Source organism: Rhizobium sp. NZLR10 (assembly GCF_019685125.1).
Classification (GTDB): domain Bacteria; phylum Pseudomonadota; class Alphaproteobacteria; order Rhizobiales; family Rhizobiaceae; genus Rhizobium.
Map to the genome: position 1 here is coordinate 1 of NZ_JABDWE010000026.1, position 22,227 is coordinate 22,227.

Here is a 22,227-nt window from a genome sequence, read left to right on the forward strand (position 1 = left end):
GTCGTAGGCACCGGCCAGCGAAACAATCAGGTCGGAAAGCGGCTCGGCCAGATTGTTGGCGAGCTCGTCGCTTTCGGCCAGCAGCACCTTGGCGACGCCGAAGAGTTTTGCCGCGGCATCGGCGGCTGCCTTGGCGCCCTTGCCGGCGACCAGAACATGGACGTCGCCGCCGATCTGGCTTGCCGCCGTCAGCGCCTTGGCGGTCTGGTCGAAAAGGCTTTGATTGTCGTGGTCGGCCAGAAGAAGAATAGTCATGATGGTGTTCTCTCTTTCCTGGCTTAAAGCACGCCGGCTTCGTTCTTCAGTCTGTCGACCAGTTCGGCGACCGACTTGACCTTGACCCCGGCCTTGCGGCCCGACGGCTCCTCGGTCTTCAGCACCTTCAGCCGCGGCGTCGTGTCGACGCCGAAATCGGCGGGAACCTTCTTGTCGAGCGGCTTCTTCTTCGCCTTCATGATGTTCGGCAGCGAGGCGTAACGCGGTTCGTTCAGCCTGAGGTCCGTGGTTACGACCGCCGGCAGCTTGATCTCGATCGTCTGCAGGCCGCCATCGACTTCGCGGGTGACCTGAGCCTTGCCGTCAGCGATTTCGATCTTCGAGGCGAAGGTCGCCTGGGCGGACCCCAGCAGTGCTGCCAGCATCTGGCCGGTCTGGTTCGAATCGTCGTCGATCGCCTGCTTGCCGACGATGACAAGACCCGGCTGCTCGGCATCAACGATGCCCTTGAGGATCTTGGCGACGGTGAGCGGCTCGACCGCATCGTCGGTCTCGACCAGGATCGCCCGGTCGGCGCCCATGGCAAGGGCGGTCCTCAGCGTCTCTTCGGCCTTGGCCGGACCGATCGAGACGACGATCACTTCCTCGCACCTGCCGGCTTCCTTCAGCCGCAGCGCCTCTTCCACCGAGATCTCATCGAACGGGTTCATCGACATCTTCACATTGGCAAGCTCGACACCCGTGCCGTCCGGCTTCACCCGGATCTTCACGTTGTAGTCGACGACCCGTTTTACGGGTACGAGAATCTTCATTTGCAAAACTCCTTTTATTTCCTAGACTGCCGGCCGTCAGTGCGGCCGTTCGGCAAGCAGCGCCCAGAAGGCGAAGAGCGGTGTGCCCACCGACCTCATGGCATGTTTGATTCCAGGGATATTGTAGAACGATCCGCCGATACCAGGCGAAAACCAGTCCCCTTCCCCTTGCTGAAACTCTCCCTCGGAAAGCACCAGATAGACTTCCTCGGGCGCATGGTCATGGTCCGGATAGCGCACCTGAGGCGCCATTAACGTCACACCGAGCCACAGGTCGTTCCGCTCCTCCAATCCTCCCGGGCCGATGATCATGGCATTGGCATGCCCATCGACGAAATTGTCGTCGGCCGTGTGGTCATACTTGGTGCGCCGACGCCATTCAAGCATCGGCTCGATGCCTTTGAAGGCCTCGATTAATCCCGTCAGCGAAGGATAGGACGTATCGATCGCGAGCGCCAGATCGAGGTGATGACACACCGGCAACCGGCTTCCCTCTCCCGCACGTGCGGCTCCCCGCCGTTCCAACGCCGCAAAAAACTGACCGATCGAGCGGCGTGCTTCCGGCGCCTTTGCGAATTGGTCGAAAGCGGCAGACGCCGCATCCACGAAAAGCTGCAGGCTTTCTCCGCGTAAACTCATGTCATCCCCCCGAAATGAGCGGCCGGCGAGCGGCCCCTCTTGCGATCATATATCCTTGGCGATGCGCAGGCCGTCATAGATGGCGGCATGCGTGTTGCGCGCAGCGACAGCATCGCCGATCCGAAACAGCTGGAACTTGCCCTCGGGATTGCGAATGACGGATTGAGGTTCCCCGGAAAGAAGCTGGTCGTGCGACATCTCGCCGAGATTGCTCGAGCTGGGTTTCAGCTCGAAATAGAGCTCGTCGAGCGGGATGGTCCCATGGTTGACGACGATCTGGTCGAAGCTGTGCTGCCGGGCAATCCCGCCATAATCGCTGCCGACATGAGCGACGAGCTGATTGCCGCTTTTCTCGACAGCTTCCAAGCGATAGGTGACGGTGAAGGTCACGTCGTGCTTCTGAAGCGAGCGCATATAGGGCACCAGGTTCATGGCCATAACTTCGGGCGCGAAGGACCGGTCCGGCGTCATGATCTCGACCTTGGCGCCGGCCTTGGCCAGAAACTCCGCCGCCTGAAGGCCGGCATGGTCGCCGGCATCGTCGAAGATCAGCACGTTGGTTCCAGGCTTCACGTCGCCGGAGATGATGTCCCATGACGAGACCACCAGCTCGTTGCCGCTCGAGAGAACCTCGGTATGCGGCAAACCGCCCGTCGCGATGATGACGACATCGGGATTCTCGGCTTCGATCGAGTGAGCTTCCGCCCAGGTGTTGAAATGGAAGGTGACGTCGTATTTCTCGCACTGGCTCATGCGCCAGTCGATGATGCTTATCATTTCCTTTCGGCGCTCGCTCTGGGCGGTGAGCCGGATCTGGCCGCCGGGATTGTTCGCCGCTTCGAAAACGACCACCTGGTGGCCGCGTTCTCCGGCAACGCGCGCTGCTTCCAGACCGGCCGGGCCGGCGCCGACGATGACGACCTTTTTCCTGGCGTCGGCCTTCGCCACCATATGCGGCATGGTCAGTTCGCGGCCGGTGGCGGCATTGTGGATGCAGTAGGCGGCCCCGCCTTGATAAATGCGGTCGAGACAGTAATTGGCGCCGACGCAGGGACGAATGTCCTCTTCCCGCTTCTCGATGATCTTGCGGACGATGTGCGGGTCGGTCATGTGGGCGCGGGTCATGCCGATCATATCGACCTTGCCGGAGGCGATCGCATGGCGCGCGGTGGCGACATCAGGGATCTTCGCGGCGTGGAAAGTCGGGAAGTCTGTCGCGGCGCGGATTTCGCCGGCGAAATCGAGATGCGGCGAATTCGCCATGCCCTGGATCGGGATCACGTCGGTCAGGCCAGCGTCGGTATCGATGTGACCGCGGATTACGTTCAGGTAGTCGATAAGGCCGCTGTCCCTGAGGCGCCTGGAGATTTCGATGCCTTGGGCCTTGCCGGTGCCGCCCGGAAGACATTCGTCGGCCGTGTAGCGCACGCCCAGGATGAACTCGTCCCCGACCCTCTGCCGGATCGCCTTGAACACATCGAAACAGAAACGCAGCCGGTTGTCGAGCGAGCCGCCATAGGGACCATCGAGCTCGTTGGTGAGCGGCGACGTGAACTGGTCGATCAAGTGGCCGTAGGCCTCGAGTTCGACGCCGTCCATACCGCCCGCCTTCATGCGTTCGGCTGCGTCGGCGAAATCCTTGATGATGCGCTCGATATCCCAATCTTCCAACTTCTTCGGAAAGGCACGATGGGATGCCTCGCGATGATGCGATGGGGCGACAACCGGCAGCCAGTCGCCCTTGTCCCAGCGTGTGCGCCGGCCGAGATGGGTGAGCTGGATCATGATCGCCGCCCCCTCTTCGTGCACGGCGTCGGTCATTTCCCTGATCCACGGAACGATTTCGTCCTTGTAAGCCAGCAGATTGTTGAAAACCGGCGGACTATCCCTGGACACCGCAGCCGAGCCCGCCGTCATCGTCAATGCCACTCCGCCCTTTGCCCGCTCCACCGTGTAGGCACGATACTTCTCCTTCGGCATACCGTCTTCGGGATAGGCCGGCTCGTGGGAGGTGACGATAATACGGTTACGCAACTTCAAGTGCTTGAGCTGATAGGGCTGAAGGAGAGGATCGTTCGACATGGGCCGCGGTTCCGATTAAAAATACCAGAGGAAACGCTAGGCGTAATGTACATATGTGTCAATATTGAAAACATTATGGTCGTTATTTTTGACACTTCTGTACATTTTTCTTGTGCGCGACCTCGGAATTTGATAGGAGATAACCTATGGATCAGGCTTTGAACGACACCGGTTGGCGCGGATCACAGGAAGGATGGCTGGAAGCAGCTTACCACTCACTGCTGGAGTCCGGCGTGGATTCGGTGAAAATTCTGCCGCTGGCGAAAAAGCTAAATCTCTCGCGCACGAGCTTCTACTGGTTCTTCAAGGATCGGGAGGAGCTGTTGAGTGCACTCGTGGCGCTATGGCGCGACAAAAACACCGGCAACATCGTCAAGCGATCTGAGGCTTATGCGGAATCGCTCGCCGAAGCGATGCTCAATGTCTTCGATTGCTGGCTCGACAACGATCTGTTCGACGCGAAGTTCGAATTTGCCGTGCGCAGTTGGGCGCTGCAGTCCGACGAGCTTCTCGCAGAGGTCCAGAAGGCCGATCAGATTCGGCTGGAGGCGCTCAAGCGCATGTTCATGCGGTTCGGGTTACCAGAAACGACATCGGATGTCAGAGCGCGTACAACTTACCTCGTCCAGATCGGATACATCTCCATGCAATCAAGGGAGGAACTCGCCGTCCGCATGAAACGGATTCCCGAATATATCGCGATCTACACGGGCGAAGTGCCGCAGCAGAGGGAGCTCGATCGCTTCTTCTCCCGGCATGGCCACAAGCCCGATTAGAGGAAAGCCGAGATGAGCGTTTCCTTGAGGATCGGTATTATTGGCGGCAGCGGCTGGCTTGGCGGAGCCATCGCCGCCTCGATCCTCGACGCGGGTTTGCTAGAGCCTCGAAAGCTCTCTCTCTCCTATCGCGGTAAACAGCCGGATCGTTTCTTGAATTCTTTCTGGACGGCCGACAATCAGGCGCTGGCCGACCGCTCGGACGTGATCTTCCTCTCAGTCCGTCCTGATGACTGGCATCCCCTTGATGTCGATGCCGGCGGCAAGCTCGTCATTTCGGTGATGGCGGGGATTGGTCTCGCCGCCCTTTCGCAACACCACAAGACCGGCCGTGTCGTCCGCGCCCTGCCGAATGCGGCTGCCGAAGTGGCTAAGTCCTATACGCCGTGGATCGGCACAAGCGAGGTCACGGAAAATGACGGGGCCGTCGTCCGCGCCATTTTCGAGGCCTGCGGATCGCAGGACGAGGTCGCAAGGGAAAGCGACATCGATTACCTCACCGGCCTTTCCGGCTCCGGACCGGCGTTGCCGGCGCTGCTTGCGGCTGCCATGATGGATGACGCCGTCGCCCGCGGCCTGCCGGCGGAGATTGCGCGCCGCGCCGTCAATACGGTGATGACAGGCGCCGGTCGCCTTTTGGAGCGCCGCGACGAAAGTCCCGAAGACGTCGTTCAGACCTTTCTCGATTATCGCGGTACGACGGCGGCGGCCATCGAAAGCATGCGCGCTGCGGGATTCGACGCGTCGATCGCCAAGGGTTTGTCGGCGGCATTTGAGAAATCGGTGAGTATGGGAAAGGTTTCCTGACGACCGTTGGGGCGGGCACTGCGGCACCCCGCTCGGCAAGACCAGCCGCTAAACAGAGGGAACGACAATGAAAAAACTACTCGCAACGACATGTCTGACATTCGGCCTGATTGGCGGAGCGTCTTTCGCCAGCGCCGCCGAATGCGGCAGCGTGACCATCGCCAGCATGAACTGGCAGAGCGCCGAAGTTCTCTCAAACCTGGACAAGTTCATCCTGAACGAAGGCTATGGCTGCAGCGCTGACATCACCGTTGGCGACACCGTCCCGACGATCACCTCCATGGCCGAAAAAGGCCAGCCGGATATCGCGCCCGAAGCCTGGATCGATCTTCTCCCCGACGTCGTCAAGAAGGGCACGGAAGAAGGCCGCATCGTTCAGGTCGGTTCTCCACTGCCGGATGGCGGCGTGCAGGGCTGGTGGATTCCGAAATATCTCGCCGACGCTCATCCCGATATCAAGACCATCGGCGACGTGCTGAAGCATCCGGAACTCTTCCCCGATCCCGAAGACGCGAAGAAGGGCGCCATCTTCAACGGCCCGCAGGGCTGGGGTGGCACTGTCGTCACCTCGCAGCTCTACAAGGCCTTCGAAGCCGAGAAGGCGGGCTTCACCCTCGTCGATACCGGCTCGGCCGCCGGTCTCGATGGTTCAATCGCCAAGGCTTACGAGCGCAAGGAAGGCTGGGCCGGTTACTACTGGGCGCCGACCGCGCTGCTCGGTAAGTATCAGATGGTCAAGCTCGAAGCCGGGGTGCCGCAGGATGCCGCCGAATGGAAGCGTTGCATCACCGTCGCCGATTGCGCCGACCCGAAGCCCAATGCCTGGCCGGTCGATCATGTCGTCACCCTGGTTGCCAAGCCCTTTTCGGAAAAGGTCGGGCCTGAGGTCATGGGCTATCTGGCGAAGCGCTCCTGGAGCAATGACACGGTCAACAAGCTGATGTCGTGGATGACCGACAACCAGGCAACTGGTGAAGACGGCGCCAAGCACTTCCTGAAGGAAAACAAGGACCTTTGGACCAAGTGGGTCTCGCCTGAGGCGGCCACGAAGATCGAAGCTGCGCTTTAACATTGACTATCGCGGTGCGCGAAAAGCGCACCGCCTCTCACAGCCGATAAAATCAAAAAGACTGCAGCGGCTCTTTGAAGAAAAAGGGGATCCGAATGGAATGGTTTTATAAATTCCCACATATGGATGACGACGCGCTTCGCAATTTGAAGAAGGCGATCGATGACGGCTTTCGCGGATTTACCCGCGCCTACGGCGACGGCATCGAAACCCTCTTCATTCCGCTGCAGCATTTCCTCATCGCCGCCGAACGGTTCATGACGCAGACGCCGTGGCCGATCATCACCGCGATCATCCTAGCCATCGCATGGCTTGGGAGCCGCAGCCTGAAGGTCGTCTTCGGCTGTCTGGTGACGCTGCTGCTGATCGGCTATTTCGACATGTGGGACGATACGATGCGGACGGTCTCGATGATCTTCGTCTGCACGGTTCTTTCCATCGCCATCGGCATTCCGATGGGAATATTCATGGCACGTTCCGACCGGCTGCAGCGCGTGATCAATCCGATCCTCGACGTCATGCAGACCATGCCCAGTTTCGTCTATCTCATCCCTGTCGTCATGCTGCTCGGCATCGGCAAGGTGCCGGGACTGATCGCCGTCGTCATCTACGCCATTCCGCCGATGATAAGGCTAACGGACCTCGGCATCCGGCTGGTCGACAAGGATGTGCTGGAGGCAGCCGATGCCTTCGGGACCTCGAGCGCGCAGAAGCTGTTCAAGGTGCAGCTGCCGCTCGCGCTTCCCACCATCATGGCCGGCATCAACCAGACGATCATGATGGCGCTGGCCATGGTGGTCATCGCATCGATGATCGGCGTCCAGGGCCTCGGCCAGCCGGTGCTGAAGGCGATTGCAAACCAGTATTTCACCCTGGGTATTTTCAACGGCCTTGCCATCGTCGGCATCGCCATCATCTTCGACCGAGTCAGCCAGGCGTATGGCAAGAGGCTCCAGAAGCATCGGGAGATCGTCCATGGCTGATCAGCGTTTCGGCGGCATCAAGATCCGCCATCTCTACAAGATCTTCGGTCCCAACCCCTCCGCGCATGTCGATGCCGTCCAGAAGGGAATGTCAAAGACCGAACTCAACGAAAAGCACGGTCACGTGCTGGGCCTGAGGGATATCAATGTCGAGATTCCCTCCGGCCGCATCCAGGTAGTCATGGGCCTTTCGGGGTCGGGGAAATCGACGCTCATCCGCCACATCAATCGTCTGATCGATCCAACCGCCGGCGAAGTGCTGGTCGACGGCGTCGATGTCGTGAAGATGAACGAGACCGAATTGCGGGCGTTTCGTCGGCACCAGACGGCGATGGTGTTTCAGAAGTTCGCGCTTCTGCCGCACCGGAATGTTCTCGACAACACCATCTTCGGCCTCGAAGTGCAGGGCGTGGAGCGCGCGAAAGCGACCGACATCGCCATGCGCTGGCTGGAGCGGGTCGGCCTGAAGGGCTTCGAGCAAAGATATCCCAACCAGCTTTCCGGCGGCATGCAGCAGCGCGTCGGCCTGGCGCGCGCCCTTTCCAACGACGCGCCGGTCCTTCTGATGGATGAAGCCTATTCGGCGCTCGATCCTTTGATCCGCACGGACATGCAGACGGTGCTTCTCAACATTCAAAAAGAGATCAAAAAAACTATCGTCTTCATCACCCACGATCTCGATGAAGCACTTCGCCTGGGCGACCAGATTGCCATCCTGCGCGACGGCGAAGTCATCCAGCAGGGCACCAGCCAGGACATCGTTCTGCGTCCGGCGGACGAATACATCGCCAACTTCGTCAAGGAGGTCAATCGAGGCCGGGTCATCCATGTCGAAGCCGTCATGACGCCGCTGCACTCCGGTGCGGCGCCGGTTGGACTGGCGATTGCGGCAGGCACGACCGTCGAAGAGGCCGTCCGAATGCTGGCATCGGCGCCAGAGGGCGATGCCAGGGTCGTTTCGCCCTCCGGGGAAACATTGGGGCTTGTCACTTTCCGGCAGCTCGCGGGCGCGATGGTGAATTCGCAGGAGGTTGCCCCCCGACGCGATAGTGCCCTGTCGGTCGCCCTCTGACGCTCCAGATGCGGCCGTCTTTCCGTTTGCTGGCGACACCGATTCAGGCACGTCGCCAGCTCATGTCGGCGCGCATGGGGATTCCGATAGCTCATACCGCTCGCATCGGTCTCCGTCCGGCTTGCCGAGCTATCACGACAGCGACGGCTCGCATGCCATGAGCGAGGCCGAGATCTGGGAAATCATCGACGGATTCGTGCAGGCTGCCCGACAGCGTGCTGGAATGGCGTCAGCCTACTCGATAACAACACCAGTGAGCATTTCTTCGAGGAAGGCGACAGCCTGGTGCTGGCCACCACCGATGCGTCCGCGAACTGGCTGGGCGAGGAATTGCGCTCGCAGAGTATCGATGTCATAGAGATCGGAGATTGCGCCGCCCCGCGCCAGGCGCCCTATGCCTTCTATGAGGATAGGCGAGCTGCCTTGGAGCTGTGACGCCCGCTCCCGCTACGCCCTAATCGACCTCTTCCTGTGTCCGCAAGCCGCGCACGAACAACCTCTCGCCAGCGCTTGCGTATACATTTTGCGCAAGGCCAGTCCAGACTGCGTCGCGAAAAGCCGCTTAGCCGACTTTATCGGGCGCCGGCAATTGCTCCATCGCCACGGAGTAATAAGATGATTTTCGACCAAACCATGATGGTTCACGGTCCCAGAGCCAAGCCCCTCCACCCATCACCCCCCAAAAAAGGATGGAAGGGATCATACATACGCACCCCATCCCGTGCGTATGCCTGCATGCCTGTCTGCTTGCCGAAGGCTATAAGCGGTCCACTATAGAACCTTCGGCAGGCGACTGCGCAGATCCCGGATTGGGGCGTTTTCCATAGCTTCAGATGATGATGCGCATCAAGGCCAGACCGTAGCGTTTGTGCCTTTCGTGGCCTCACGGATACACCCTATAAAATTGCCCCTCTGCGTAATCGTTTCATCACCGGCTTATCATTATAGCAGGTGGTGCGAAGGCTTGCCTATTGTTCAAAGGTCTGCCAGTTCCTGGCTTCAGGCTGCGGAGAGCTGACCGGATTGGATCTGTCGACAAATGCATTTAACCGCTTGGTTTCCTTGACGCATGCCACGCTCGAACTCGACCTGTGTCGACTTGCACATGGTGCTGATCTCTCTGCCGATACCACGCGGATATCCACATGCTCCGCCGAGGCGTGCTGCGTTCCAGGCCCCGTTCGGCTAAGATATAGCCAAGCATCGCCCATCACTCCCGCCCGCAGGCGCTGACAAAGCGGAGGACACCGATCGATGGCGACCGGCGGGGCCAATAGAGGTACGCACATCAATCCGTCGACACGGATCGCGTGTCGCGTCGAAATCTGCGAGCGGTTGAGAAGGACAAGTCAACGCAGCCACGTGGAACAATGGGGGCAGCATGTCGGAAAATAGCGCGCCGCAATTCTCATTTCGATTTCGCGGCTCGTCCTTCGACAACATGGTCGAAACCCTCGGAGGCGCTTTTGGCGCATTCGATGCAGAGCCTGTCGGCCGGGCTCAGGAGTTCCACTGGGGATTGGATTTTGCCGCGACTGACGATGCGGTACTGCTCACCGGTTATCATGAGGCCGAGTTTCAGTTCAATATCGAGCCGACCGTCGATACGGCGGAGTATCTGTCGATCGTTGTGCCACGCAGCGGCGGTATGGGGGTCACCTATGGCCCCCGCGTCGCCGAGGCCGGGCAAGGAAAACTGCTTCTTTACAATAATTTCGAACCCAACAGCGTCATCATGCACGGGCAAGCGAACGTCATCGACGAGCTGCTGGTCAACTGGCCCGTCATCCTGCAGACGATCGGCCAGACCTTCGAGATGCCCTTCAGCGGCTCTCTCGACCTGCTGCCAGAACTCGATCTATCCAAGCCGGCCGGCCGGATGATCGGCAGCCTCACGGAAACGATCATCCAGGGCATGCGCGACGATGGCCCCTTGCTGCAGTCGCCGATTGCCATGGCGCACCTGACGCAGGCGCTGGCCGATCTGGTCGTACGCCTGGTGCCTCACCGGCTGTCGCATTTCCTGGAGAACGGGCCTGCCCTGATCGCACCCCGGCATGTCCGCAAGGCGATCGAATTCATGCACGCCAATATCGATCAGCCGATCACCATGCCGAAGGTGGCCGAAGCGGCGGGCGTATCCAGTCGGGCGCTGGAAACCGGTTTTCGTGCCTTCAGGGATACCTCTCCCGCAGCATACCTGCTGACGCTCCGTCTGCGCGCAGCGCGCCAGGATTTGCTCGATCCAGAGAGCAAGGACACCATGAAGGCCGTCTGCCTCAAATGGGGTTTCTTTCATTTCGGCCGGTTTTCCGCGGTTTATAAAACGACATACGGGGAATATCCGTCCGACACCAGGAAGCGCGCGATGCGGCGATAATGGCCGTGCATTGCCGAAGTGAATAAACCATCCGGGGCGCTGGCGCGATGGTTCGACAGAAAAAACAGGATGAGCAGATTTGGCCGCGTCCGTTGATAGAGCGGCCTAGCCAGCTTCCTTTATCTCGTGCCGTTCGCCGCTGGGCGAATGGGCCATAATGCGATTGCGGCCTTGCGTTTTGGCGTCGTAGAGGGCGGCGTCGGCCTCGGTCAGGAGACGGTTCGGGTTGGCCCGCAGGACCGCTCCCGTCGCGCAGGATACGCCGATGCTGGCCGTCACCCTTCCGAATTCGCTGCCGGAATGAACGATACTCTCTTGGGCCAGGCGACGAGCGAACTGCTCGGCAACGATCATTGCTCCTTTGGCGCTGGTGTCGGGGAGGAACACCACGAATTCCTCTCCACCGTAGCGGGCAACGATATCCGCCGGTCGGCTGACCGACTGGCGCAAACACATGCTGACGACACGCAGGCATTGGTCGCCGGCGGGGTGGCCATAGGTGTCATTATAGGCTTTGAACCGGTCGATATCGACCATCAGAAGGCTGAACGGCGTGTTCTTCCGGGCGCTGCCTGCCGTCTCACGTGCGAAAGCTTCGTCGAAGGCCCGGCGGTTGACCATGCCGGTCAGCCCATCGGTCTCGGCAAGATTTTTCAGCTGTTCCGCCGATAGCCTGAGTGCGATTTCTGCCTGCTTCGTCGCCGTGATGTCCGAGACCACAGCCATTGCCGCACCGTCTTCCGCAAGCCTTGTCCGGATGCTGCGCCAGTCGCCGTTATGAAGCTGAACTTCTTCGTCCTTGTTGCTGTGCAGTGAAGCAGTAGCAGCCTTGATCCACTCCTCCACATCCCCTTCCGGAACACCGGGCCGCTCACCGGTTTCGGCGACGCGGCGCAGGATGTCGCTGATATGGGCGCCGACCACGCGGGCCTCTCCGGAGAGCGGGAACGCATTGCGATACTGATCATTGCAAAAGAGGATAAACCCTCTGCTGTCGTACATGGCGATGCCATCGGACATGCCGGCCATCGCATGCGAGAGCAGGTTCTTGCTTTCGCGCAATTCCCGCTCCAGGGCGGTGCGCTCCGTAACATCTCGCGTTACGCCTGCGAGGCCGATCACACGCCCCTGCTTGTCCCTCAGCGGAACCTTGGAGGCGAGCAGAAATCTGCCTTCGATACGCTCGGTGGAATCGATCAGCGGCACCCCGGTGTCAATGACCTGCTGCTCGAGATGATATAATTCCTCGGCGAGTGGTCGCGACATCAGATTGAAATCCGACAATCCGATCATCTCCGCCGTCGTCCTGAAACGGAAGAGGCGGGTCATGTTTTCATTGACGGTGATGAACCGGCTGTTTCGGTCCTTCACATAGAGATAGTCGGGTGACTGCGAAAATGCGGTCACCAATATGCTTCGTTCCAACTCCCATTGCTGCGTCTTCAGGAGAACGAAACCGCCCAGAACGGTCGCCAGGCAATTCAATACGGCCAGGGGAAAACCGACGCCGGCCAGCACATGGGCATTCACCAAGGTGGGAAGCATAGCCATCGACAGGACCAATGCAAAGCCGAGTGCCAGGCTCAGCAGCGCAACATCCATCGGTCCCGGAGATCTCTTGCGGGTCCAGACATGACCGGCCAAACCGATACCGGTGGCGATGGCCGTTGTAATGATCCCGTCGACCATCGCCGTACCGCCGACGGCAAAACGAAAGGCAATCGCCAGCGCTGCGGCAAAAGCCGCCGCGATCGGCCCCCCGAACATGCCGGCCAATACAAGTGGCGAAAAGCGCAGGTCGACATAGATGCCGGGATGGAATTCAACGGCCAGCAATATGGATCCGATGGAGGCGCCGCCGGCTATGATTCCGAAGGCGATTTTTTCCTGCCTGAAGGCACGGCGCTGAAACTGGATGGAAAAAAGCGCCCACAGCGAGATCGCCAGGCACACGAATGAAAGGTTGCCACCGAATTGCGTCCAATTGCCATTCACCGCGCTGGATCCACCTTCCAAGCTATGTAACGAAGCTGTCATACGACAACACTAGTTTGAGCTTCGTTAAACCGGGGCCTGTCAGCCTCATTCTTTGGCTGATGCGCCCGCGAGCCTGGCACGAACTCCTAGCGCAGCAAGGCGTCGATCTCGGCGCGCGAAGGCATGGCGGGGGCCGTGCCTGGCCGGGTCACGGCGATTGCCGCCGTCGCGCAACCGAAGCGGACGGCCTCGATCGGCGCATATCCTTCGGAGATCGCTGTCGCGAAGCCGCCCAGGAAGGCATCGCCAGCGCCCGTAGTGTCGACGACGTTGCCCGCAGAAAAGGCGGGTACAAATTCGCTCTGACCGGCCGTGTGATAGAAAGCGCCGCGTGCACCGAGGGTGATGATGACCGCTCTCGCTCCGCGATCCAGCAGGGTACGGGCCGCGGCTCGTGCCTGGTCATCCGTTTCGATCGCATGCCCCGCCAATTCGGCCGCCTCCACCTCGTTTGGAACGATGAAATCGCACAGGCCATAGATGCTGTCCGGTAGCGTGCGGGCGGGCGCCGGATTGAAAATCGTGGTGCCCCCTGCCCTTTTCGCCATCGTCAGGCCATGGACAGCCGCGTCGAGCGGTTGTTCAAGCTGGGTCATAAAAATGGCGGCGCTTTCGATCTCCGCCCGGTTCGCATCGACATCTTCTATGCCGATTAGACCAGCAGCACCCGGCGCGACGATGATGGCATTGTCGCCGCTCATTTCGTCGACGAAGATGAAGGCAGCACCGCTGGAAACGCCGTCCATCTTCATCACATTGGCTTTGACGCCGGCCGCGGCATAGGCCGCAAGGGCCATCTCGCCGAACGGGTCGTTGCCGACCCGAGAGATGAAGGTTACCGTGCCGCCGGCCTTTGCCGCGGCTATTGCCTGGTTGGAGCCCTTGCCTCCCGGCCCAAGCGTGAAGCCCGACCCCATCAGCGTCTCGGCAATATGGGGCAGGCGCTTGGCCTTATAGGCGGTGTCGGCGGCAAAAATACCCAGAATGACGATTCCGCTTTTCCCGCTCATCTGACCGCCTCCTCCGCCGGGATGACGCCCTTGGTCAGAAGGAAGCATCCATAAAATCGCAGTTCTCCCGTTGCGATCACACAATAGGCTTTTTTGGCGATGTCGTAGAACGTCATCCGCTCGACCGGATACATGGGCGATGACTTGCCTTCGGCGCGATCGACGATGACCTGGACTTCCTGTTGAATCGGCGGGATTTCGTCAGGCTTGCCGATCACTTCCATGCGCCCCGCCGAAGGCTGAATCGGGGTGTCCAGCGGGAAGACGGAGAGGACCGCATCTATCGCCTGCGGCGCGGAAATGTTTTCCATCGTCAGAAGCCTACCCAGACGCGTCTGGCGGGCGATCGAATCCGACGGAAAGTTCGTGTCGGAGATGACGAGATAGTCGCCGTGTCCCATGTTGCAAAGTGCTTGAAGAATATCGCCGTTGAGTTCGGCCCTGATTCCCTTGAGCATTCGATCTTTCCATCCCTTATAATGGCGGCAGTGCCGGCCTTGCTTCAATTTTTATGCCCGGCGACCTTGGGCTGCGCGCACGGGCCACTCGAACCCCGCACGATCAGCGATCCGTCGATCATCTCGTCTCCTTTGCCTGGCGGCTCCTCAAGGAGAAGGCTGACCGCGCGCCGTGCCAGCGTGTCGGCCGGCTGGCGTATGGTTGTCAGCCGTGGCACGACGAGGTTAGCGAGCGAAATGTCGTCGAACCCCGTCACGGACAGCTTGCGCGGCACATCGATCTTGAGGTCGCGTGCAGCGCGCAGCGCGCCGATGGCCTGCTGGTCGCTGGCAGCCGCGATTGCCGTGGGTCGATCCTGTGGTGGGCGCGAAAGCAGGTCGCGGGCAACTTTCTCACCGGACTCATAATCGAATTTGCCGTACGCGATTTCGAGTTCAACTGCCTCGCCGGTCTTTCCAAACAGGTCAATGCGGCTGACAAAGCCCTCTTTACGCATGCGCCCCGCCTCCGTGTCGGGTGGCCCAGCGATGTAGGCGATGTGGCGATGGCCCAACCCATAGAGATGGTCTGCAATTAGCGCGGCAGCTTGCGCATGGTTGGTCGACACCAAGGGAAAGGTGCCGAAGCGCCGGTCCAGCGATATGATTGGAACCGCTCCCTCCAAGGGGAGGCCCGAACCGTCGCTCGAAGCCACCACGATGATGCCGCGCACCGACCGGTCGAGGAACGCGAAAACGTGGCTCTGCTCCGCCTCGCGATCGTCATGCGAACTAGCCAGCATGAGGCTATGCCCGCATTCGAGCGCGGCGCGCTCGACGCTTGCAGCAAGTTGCGCGAAGAACGGATTGGTGATGTCGGGAACGACGAGACCAATGACGTCGGTTTTGCTGGTGCGCAACGCTCTCGCGGTCACATTCGGCCGGTATCCGAGCGCAGAAATGGCGGCGCTGACCTTTTCGCGCAGCACAGGTTTGACCGCGGCTTCGCCCGACAGCACGCGCGAAACGGTGCCCACTGATACGCCCGCATACTCGGCGACATCCTTGATTGTAGGCATCTTTGACATTTTCGAACGTCCCGCAGCTACTTTACCGCTCCCGCGGTCATCCCGGCGATGATGTGCTTTTCCAGCATGACGCCGACAACAACCAGTGGCAGGATGCCGGCGGTGGAAAGAGCGGCCATCGACCACCAATTGATGCCCTGGCTGCCCGTCTGGCTGGCAATCATCACCGGCAATGTATTGGTATTGGTGGAAGTCAGCAGCGCGGCGAAGAAATATTCGTTCCAGCACAGGATCAGCGCCAGCAGAAAGGCGGCCACCATGCCCGGCAGAACGAGCGGCACGATGATGCGGGCAAACGCACCCCAGATCGACAGTCCGTCGACAAGCGCTGCCTCCTCGAGCTCAACGGGCACCGTGGCGAACTGGTCGCGCATGATCCAGACGACAATCGGCAGGACCATCAGTGTATAGACGGCGATCATTCCCACATAAGTGTCCAGCAGCGCCAGTTCCTTGTAGAGAACGAGGAACGGCAGGGCGAGAACGACGGGCGGCATTATGAGCTGCGACAAGAAGAAGAACGAAATGTCGGAGTTGCGCATATGGCCGAACTTGTACGAAAAACGGCTGAGGCCATAGGCCGCGAGCGATCCGAGCACGACCGCAAGAGCCGATGCCGCGACCGAAATGATGATGCTGTTCCACAGCCTGCGCATGAACTCGTCGCGCACCGTCGAGATCTCGAAAATCGTATCCGGGGAAAGCCCGAGCGAGCGCCAGCCGAGCCAGTTGGGGGCAAAGTTGAACCAGGGGATCAGATTGCCGCGCATGACGTCAGCCGCTGTCTTGAACGAGGTCGAGACCGTCCAGAACAGCGGGAATACGCAGACAAATGCCCAGGTGACCAGCAGGCCGTAGATGGCGAAACGCATGACCCACCAACGAATGCGCTGGCCGCGCGCGTATTTTTCGAAATCGATCCGAACCATCAGAGCCTTCCTGTCATGCGCTTCACGATACGGTCGGAAATCTTCATCAGCCCGGTCATGCCGAAAACGATGATCACCAGATAGACGAGCGCGAGAAGGGTGCCGTATCCAACATTCGAACGGTCGCGATATTCGCGATAGATGAAACTGGTGACGGAATCGGTCGCCCCGCCGGGACCTCCCGATGTCACCGTTATGATGATGTCGGCGAGCTTCAGCTTGAAGATGATGCGGATCATCACCGCCGTTACCGAAACCGGCAGCATGAGCGGGAAAATCACCTTCCAAAAGCGTTGCCACTTGGTGGCACCATCGACTTCGGCCGCCTCCAGCACCTCCCGCGACAGGCCCTGCAGTCCGGCGAGCAGCATTATCATCATGAACGGAATGAAGGTCCAGGCATCCATGATCATGATCGAAAGCCGCGCCACGAGCGGATCGCCGAAGAAGGAGGGATTTTCCCAGCCGAGCCAGCGGGCAAACCGCGCGACCGGGCCGAAGCGGGTTTCCATCATCGACTTGCCGACCATCCAGCTCACCGCGACCGGCGATAACATCAAGGGCACCAGAAAGGTGACGCGCCAGAACTTGCGGGCAAGGATTTCCTGATTGAGGAGCAACGCCAGGCCGAACGCGATTGCGTATTCGACGACGATCGCCAGGCAATAAAGGATCATGTTGAGCAGGGCATTGCCATAGAACGGATCGGTGATCATCCGGCGTACATTGTCGAGCCCGTTGAAGCGCCGCCCTGCCGAAGAGGCGAGGTTCCAATCAGAAAAGCCGATCCAGAGCGCAAAGATCAGCGGAAAGACCACCATCGACACGACGAAAAGCGCGGCCGGCAGAACAAAAAGCGCCTTCTTGCCCGACTCGCCGTAAATGACGACGCGCGTGACGCAGAGAACTGCGGCCCAGAGAAAATAGGCATAAAGTATCGGGCGCCAGTTCGAAAAACCCCAATCGATCCAGCCCAACGCATGGGCACCCTGCAATGCAAATGACGTTACGAACCATATGGCGCTCAGCCACAGAACCGCTTGGCCCCAGAAACGACGGCTCACGGAAATTGAGCCGGCTTCGACCGTGTGCAGCAGGTCGCCTTCGACTGTCGACATGATATTCCTCGCCCGAACAGAATGGGCGCTGGCGAAATCGTTCCCGATCCGCCAGCGCGCTCACAGCGCCGCGCGTCTGAAAGACGCGCAAAGGACGCCGTACACCTTGAATTGCTGCATAATTTTATCCTCAAATCGATTCCAATTTAAGGAATTATGCAGCAGTCACCGATCAGAGCCCAAGGCTCGTCCGATAAAGTTTCAGCTGGCTATCGCGGCCGATCTGGTCGGTGATCTTTTCCCAAGCGGCCGCAATCGCATTCGCGGTCTCCTGTGCCGACTCGTACTGTCCGGCAAAACCCTTCGCCAGTTCGTCTTCGGCGACGGAGTAATATTGGAAGATGCCGGGGATACGCGGTTCGATAGCGGCGTTCGGATGGTTGTAGCTATCGACGTTCGAACCCAGATAGTCCTCGATATAGGCGCGGTCGTAACCTGCCTTTTCCCATTCGTCATAGTTGAAGTTGGACTGACGATAGGGTTGGAAACCGGAGGGATAGGCCGACGTCCACAGAGAAAGATCCTTGCCGCCGAGATGGGCAGCAGCAGACCAGGCCGCCTTGCGCTTTTTCTCGTCGCTGGAGACCTGCTTGGTAACGTAAATGCCCCAGCCCAGATAGGCCATGTTAGGCGCTTCGTTATACTTGTCTTCCCACTGCCCGGTCTTGCGGTTGTAGACACGGTTGGAGCCGCGGTTGATGCCGAAGCCGACCACGTCGCCGACGACCGAGGTGTCGGAGGTGCGTGCGCTGGAGCCGACATCGCCCCACCACATCAACATTGCGCCGGTGCCGGCCAGGAACTGCGAGAAGGCTGTGGTGCCGGGATCGGCATTGATCTGGTCGGCTGGATAGGCCTTCGCCGCAATCAGATCCAAGACGTCCTGGATCGCCTGAACCCATGCCGGGTTATTGACCAGCGGCTTCATGTTTTCAGGATCGAAAAGCCAGGCCGGGTCGCCCGGATATTTAGCATAGGCCGTTGCGCGGTTCTCGATGAAATAGAAGCCGAAACCGCCCCATCCCTTGAGGGGATCGAGATAGCCGTAGGCTGGCTGACTGGTCAGCGGATCGGTCTTGCCGATCAGCGCCTGGGAAGCTGCATTCACTTCTTGCCAGGTCTTCGGCGGCTCGGCCATGCCGCTGATCGAGCCTTCGCCGAAGTAATCCTTGCGGTAGGCGAAGGTGTGGCAGTCGCCATCGATCGTCACGCGATAGGTCTTGCCATCCCAGGTGCCGACCGGTGGCTTCAGGTAGCTGACCATGTCGTCCGCCTCGATCTGCTTTGCAACCCAGTCAGGCATCTCGTCCAGAAGCCCGCGTCCGGCGGTGTCGCCTTCGAACGGTGCACCCATCTCCAGGATGTCGAAGTCGACCGTGCCGGTTGCGATCGATTGTTGAAGGCGAGCGTTGTAATCAGCCTGAGCAAGGTCGATCCAGTTGATCTTGGCGCCCGTATAGGCTTCCCACGGCTTCAGGAATCCGCGGAACAGGAAGTTGTGGAGGTTCTGATTGTTGAGCCCCATGAAGGTCAGCTCGACACCGGCGAACTCGCCCTGCTTGACATTGGCCTTGGTCGGACCGAGGCAAAGCTCGCCGACCTTCTGCCAATCTGAGTCCGTCGGCGAGCCCTTGCCGACACCTGGAATTTTCAGGATCTGGGCGCGCAGATCATCGGCAGCAAACGCCGTGCCGGCAATGCCGCCCATCGCGCCAGACAGCCCGAGCAGAGCTGCGGCACTTGCCGTTCCGCGCAAGACGTCGCGGCGACTTGCCTGACGGCGCATCAATGCATCATATATTTCAACTCTCATGCCTTCCTCCTCCATGTTTCGTTGTGCTGCCGCCAGCTGGCCTTGCCGGGCTGGCTCCAGTGCTTTTTTACACTGGCCTCGTGCGGAACTATCTGGTAACAAGAAAATGAAACGTTTCATATCTTGCCTGAAACCGCTCCTCCCGGTCTCGATTTCGAGAATTAGACGGCAGGTGGAAAAAGTCAACAGGAAATGAAACGTTTCATGGAGGAGGCCTGACAGGTAGTTTCAAATCGGCAAAAGGCGGCTCATCGGCCCTCTTGCAGGAAGCACCTGTCGTGAGATGTACGGCCCTTGGGGAGCGCCCGGGGGCCGGCAGAAAGCGAGTGGGAGGCACATGGCTGAGGTCAATATTTCGAGGGCACGCAAGGCCTACGGCGCGTTAAATGTCCTGCATGGCGTCGATATAGAAATCCGCGACGGCGAGTTTGTGGTGCTTGTCGGCCCTTCCGGTTGTGGCAAGTCAACTCTGTTGCGCATGGTGGCAGGGCTCGAAAGCATCACCGACGGCACGATTTCAATCGGCAGAAACGTCGTCAACAATCTCCCCCCGAAGGACCGCGATATCGCAATGGTCTTCCAGAGCTATGCGCTCTATCCGCACAAGACCGTTGCCGAAAACATGGTTTTTGCGCTTCGCCTACAGAAGCAGCCAGCCGACGTTATCAAACAGCGCCTGCAGGCGGCGGCCGAAACACTCGATCTCGTGCCTTACCTCGACCGTTATCCGCGCCAGCTTTCGGGTGGCCAGCGGCAGCGTGTGGCGATGGGGCGGGCCATCGTCAGATCTCCGCAGGTATTTCTGTTCGACGAACCTTTGTCGAACCTCGATGCCAAGCTGCGCGTTCAGATGCGCAAGGAGATCAAGGAACTGCACCAGCGGCTGAAAACCACGACGATCTACGTCACGCATGACCAGGTCGAAGCGATGACCATGGCCGACAAGATCGTGGTGATGCAGGGAGGCAAGGTCGAACAGATCGGCACGCCGCTGAAACTCTACGACCGTCCCAACAACACGTTCGTGGCAACCTTCATCGGCTCGCCGTCGATGAACCTCCTGAAAGGCCGGTACAAGGCCGATGGCGCTATCTTCGTCACCGAGACCGGCGACGAGATCAGTCTTGGTTTCACACCCGAAGCAACAGACGGGCAGTCCGTGCTCCTCGGCGTTCGCCCCGAACATCTGTCGCTCGCCGAACGCGGCTTGAAGGCAACGGTCAGCGTCACCGAACCCACCGGCCATGAAACGATGGTGTTCCTGCGCTACGGGCCGGGCGAACTTGTCGCGGTGTTTTCGGAACGCCATGAGTTCGAGCCCGGGCAAGTCGTGACGGTGGCTCCCCGTACGGAAAAGCTCCATCTATTTGATGCTGGATCGGGCAAGACGCTGCGGCTCGATTAAGCCGCCACGCCTTCGGATAAGGGACGCTTGACGGTACGTCGAATGAACAGGGATCGATGGCCTCGCAAATATGCGGTGCCATCGATCCCTGTTCTGTCGTTACTTGCAGATCGCCGCGGCCAGGAAGCCGCGCATTGCCTCGCCGAAGGGCGGGCGCATCATATATTCCGCTTCCACCATCTTGCTCTGGTGGTAGACGGCGCGCGGATGCGAGAAGGCGAGGAAGCCGAATTTGCCGTGATAAGCGCCCATGCCCGAATGGCCGACGCCGCCGAAGGGTAAGCCTTCCGCGTGACATGGCTCATGCAATCGTTGACCGTCACCCCGCCGGAGGTCGTATTGTCGAGAACCCGGCGCTCCTCGTCACCATCCTGGCTGAAGTAATAGAGAGCGAGCGGGCGCGGCTTGGCATTGATCCGATCAATGACGTCGGCGATATCGCGATAGGCAATAACCGGCAGCACCGGCCCGAAGATTTCCTCCTGCAGCACGCGCATGTCTTCGGTGGGATCGAGGATCAGGGTCGGCGGTATGCGATGGGCCGATTGCTGGGAGAAATTCTCCGCCGCCGGGTTGATCTCGACGACGCGGGCACCCTTGGCCCTGGCGTCGGCGACCAGGCTCTGGACGCAGGCATGATGGCGGGCATTGACGATCGAGGTGTAATCAGGATTTTCCTTCAGCCCCGGATACATCGCGCCGACCGCCGCGGCCGCATGTTCGGCGAAGGCCGTCACACTTTCCTCGGGCACATAAACATGGTCCGGTGCCAGGCAGATCTGGCCGGCGTTCAGCGTCTTGACGGTCATGACGCGACGCGACGCGTCCGCGAGGTCGGCCGAGCGGCCGATGACGACGGGGGACTTGCCGCCGAGCTCAAGTGTCAGCGGCGTCAGGTTTTCCGCCGCCGCGCGCATGACGTGGTGGGCGATCGCGGTGCCGCCGGTGAAGATCAGATGGTCGAAGGCAAGTGATGTAAAGGCCGTGCCCGTGGCCGGTCCGCCCTGCACGACGGCGATTTCCGTTTCGTCGAAGGCGCCGGCAATGAGTTGCGCCATCAAGGAGGAGGAAGCCGGCGTCACCTCTGACGGTTTGATCATGGCGCGGTTGCCGGCGGCGAGAATGCCGGCAAGCGGCGCAAGGGCCAGCTGATACGGGAAATTCCAGGGGCTGAGTATCCCGACCACCCCCTTCGGCTGATAGACCACTTCGGCCACCGCGTCCGGGAATAATGCCTCGTGCCGCTCGGGCTTCAGCCATTCGGCGAGATGGCCCTTGGCATATTTGAGCGAACCGACGCAGGTGAAGACATCGAGAAGCAGGCTCGCCTCGACGCTGCGGCTGCCGAAATCCTGCGACAGCGCCGCGGCGATCGCATCCTTGTAGTCGACGAGAAGAGCGATGACGCGATCGATGCGATCGGCACGGGTTTGGATGCTTGGTGGCCCTTCCCTCAGGAAGGACGCCCTTTGCCGTTCGAGCAGCGCCTTCATGGCATCGGGACTGGTATCGGTAGCGATTGGGGCGACGGTGTTCATTCTTTCCTCCCTTGAA

General features: G+C 60.0%; 18 protein-coding genes and 2 pseudogenes. 8 read left to right on the forward strand and 12 right to left on the reverse strand.

Features of this window, described 5'->3' with window-relative positions; genetic code table 11:
* From HJB82_RS29070 to HJB82_RS29085, 4 genes and pseudogenes are all read right to left on the reverse strand, one after another.
* Nucleotides 1-255, reverse strand: a pseudogene (locus tag HJB82_RS29070) (electron transfer flavoprotein subunit alpha/FixB family protein); the annotation flags it as partial.
* A 23-nt stretch (nucleotides 256-278) separates the two neighbouring features.
* Nucleotides 279-1,028 carry an electron transfer flavoprotein subunit beta/FixA family protein gene (locus HJB82_RS29075; RefSeq protein WP_221142205.1) on the reverse strand — a complete coding sequence of 250 codons (750 nt, stop codon included), beginning with the start codon at nucleotides 1,026-1,028 and terminating at the stop codon, nucleotides 279-281.
* A gap of 36 nt (nucleotides 1,029-1,064) precedes the next feature.
* A complete protein-coding gene (locus HJB82_RS29080) occupies nucleotides 1,065-1,667 on the reverse strand; it encodes a dimethylsulfoniopropionate lyase (protein ID WP_207584606.1) in 603 nt (200 codons plus the stop codon).
* A 45-nt stretch (nucleotides 1,668-1,712) separates the two neighbouring features.
* Nucleotides 1,713-3,749 carry an NADH:flavin oxidoreductase gene (locus HJB82_RS29085; protein WP_221142207.1) on the reverse strand — a complete coding sequence of 679 codons (2,037 nt, stop codon included), beginning with the start codon at nucleotides 3,747-3,749 and terminating at the stop codon, nucleotides 1,713-1,715.
* A 146-nt stretch (nucleotides 3,750-3,895) separates the two neighbouring features.
* Here HJB82_RS29085 and HJB82_RS29090 point away from each other — a divergent pair, with 146 nt between their 5' ends.
* The 7 genes from HJB82_RS29090 (at nucleotide 3,896) to HJB82_RS29120 (ending at nucleotide 10,836) form a co-directional block, all read left to right on the forward strand.
* Nucleotides 3,896-4,525, forward strand: coding sequence for a TetR/AcrR family transcriptional regulator (locus tag HJB82_RS29090; RefSeq protein WP_207584604.1), 630 nt, complete (start codon nucleotides 3,896-3,898; stop codon nucleotides 4,523-4,525).
* 12 nt (nucleotides 4,526-4,537) lie between these two features.
* Nucleotides 4,538-5,332 carry a pyrroline-5-carboxylate reductase gene (locus HJB82_RS29095; protein WP_221142208.1) on the forward strand — a complete coding sequence of 265 codons (795 nt, stop codon included), beginning with the start codon at nucleotides 4,538-4,540 and terminating at the stop codon, nucleotides 5,330-5,332.
* 67 nt (nucleotides 5,333-5,399) lie between these two features.
* Nucleotides 5,400-6,401: an ABC transporter substrate-binding protein gene (locus HJB82_RS29100; RefSeq protein ID WP_207584602.1), complete on the forward strand. Its 1,002-nt coding sequence runs from the start codon at nucleotides 5,400-5,402 to the stop codon at nucleotides 6,399-6,401.
* Nucleotides 6,402-6,496: 95 nt separating this feature from the next.
* Nucleotides 6,497-7,384, forward strand: coding sequence for a proline/glycine betaine ABC transporter permease (locus HJB82_RS29105; protein ID WP_207584601.1), 888 nt, complete (start codon nucleotides 6,497-6,499; stop codon nucleotides 7,382-7,384).
* Nucleotides 7,377-8,456, forward strand: coding sequence for a glycine betaine/L-proline ABC transporter ATP-binding protein (locus HJB82_RS29110; protein ID WP_221117225.1), 1,080 nt, complete (start codon nucleotides 7,377-7,379; stop codon nucleotides 8,454-8,456). Before HJB82_RS29105 ends, HJB82_RS29110 begins: the two co-directional genes overlap by 8 nt.
* Nucleotides 8,457-8,741: 285 nt before the next feature.
* Nucleotides 8,742-8,891, forward strand: a complete 150-nt coding sequence (locus HJB82_RS29115; RefSeq protein WP_246762881.1) for a hypothetical protein — start codon at nucleotides 8,742-8,744, stop codon at nucleotides 8,889-8,891.
* 946 nt (nucleotides 8,892-9,837) lie between these two features.
* On the forward strand, nucleotides 9,838-10,836 hold the full coding sequence (locus HJB82_RS29120) for a helix-turn-helix domain-containing protein (protein WP_207584599.1): 999 nt from the start codon (nucleotides 9,838-9,840) through the stop codon (nucleotides 10,834-10,836).
* A gap of 105 nt (nucleotides 10,837-10,941) precedes the next feature.
* Here the strand turns inward: HJB82_RS29120 and HJB82_RS29125 are convergent, their stop codons facing one another.
* The 7 genes from HJB82_RS29125 to HJB82_RS29155 all read right to left on the reverse strand — a co-directional run bounded on the left by HJB82_RS29125 (nucleotide 10,942) and on the right by HJB82_RS29155 (nucleotide 19,268).
* Nucleotides 10,942-12,873 (reverse strand): diguanylate cyclase, encoded by a 1,932-nt coding sequence (locus tag HJB82_RS29125; protein WP_221142211.1) that lies wholly within the window; start codon nucleotides 12,871-12,873, stop codon nucleotides 10,942-10,944.
* Nucleotides 12,874-12,959: 86 nt separating this feature from the next.
* Complete coding sequence (rbsK, locus tag HJB82_RS29130; protein WP_207584597.1) at nucleotides 12,960-13,883, reverse strand: ribokinase; 924 nt, start codon at nucleotides 13,881-13,883, stop codon at nucleotides 12,960-12,962.
* Nucleotides 13,880-14,341, reverse strand: a complete 462-nt coding sequence (locus tag HJB82_RS29135; protein ID WP_207584596.1) for an RbsD/FucU family protein — start codon at nucleotides 14,339-14,341, stop codon at nucleotides 13,880-13,882. The genes rbsK and HJB82_RS29135 overlap by 4 nt, the downstream gene beginning before the upstream one ends.
* A 44-nt stretch (nucleotides 14,342-14,385) precedes the next feature.
* Nucleotides 14,386-15,408: a LacI family DNA-binding transcriptional regulator gene (locus HJB82_RS29140; protein ID WP_221142213.1), complete on the reverse strand. Its 1,023-nt coding sequence runs from the start codon at nucleotides 15,406-15,408 to the stop codon at nucleotides 14,386-14,388.
* 17 nt (nucleotides 15,409-15,425) lie between these two features.
* A complete protein-coding gene (locus HJB82_RS29145; RefSeq protein ID WP_221142215.1) occupies nucleotides 15,426-16,337 on the reverse strand; it encodes a carbohydrate ABC transporter permease in 912 nt (303 codons plus the stop codon).
* Nucleotides 16,337-17,455, reverse strand: coding sequence for a carbohydrate ABC transporter permease (locus HJB82_RS29150; RefSeq protein ID WP_221142217.1), 1,119 nt, complete (start codon nucleotides 17,453-17,455; stop codon nucleotides 16,337-16,339). Before HJB82_RS29150 ends, HJB82_RS29145 begins: the two co-directional genes overlap by 1 nt.
* A 172-nt stretch (nucleotides 17,456-17,627) precedes the next feature.
* Entirely contained in the window at nucleotides 17,628-19,268 is a 1,641-nt protein-coding gene (locus HJB82_RS29155) for an extracellular solute-binding protein (RefSeq protein WP_221142219.1), read from the reverse strand.
* A gap of 337 nt (nucleotides 19,269-19,605) precedes the next feature.
* On the opposite strand from HJB82_RS29155, the gene HJB82_RS29160 reads away from it, so the two are divergent.
* Entirely contained in the window at nucleotides 19,606-20,673 is a 1,068-nt protein-coding gene (locus HJB82_RS29160) for an ABC transporter ATP-binding protein (RefSeq protein WP_221142220.1), read from the forward strand.
* Nucleotides 20,674-20,772: 99 nt separating this feature from the next.
* Here HJB82_RS29160 and HJB82_RS29165 read toward each other — a convergent pair.
* Nucleotides 20,773-22,211 (reverse strand): annotated as a pseudogene (locus HJB82_RS29165) (coniferyl aldehyde dehydrogenase).
* Between the last annotated feature and the right edge of the window lie 16 nt (nucleotides 22,212-22,227).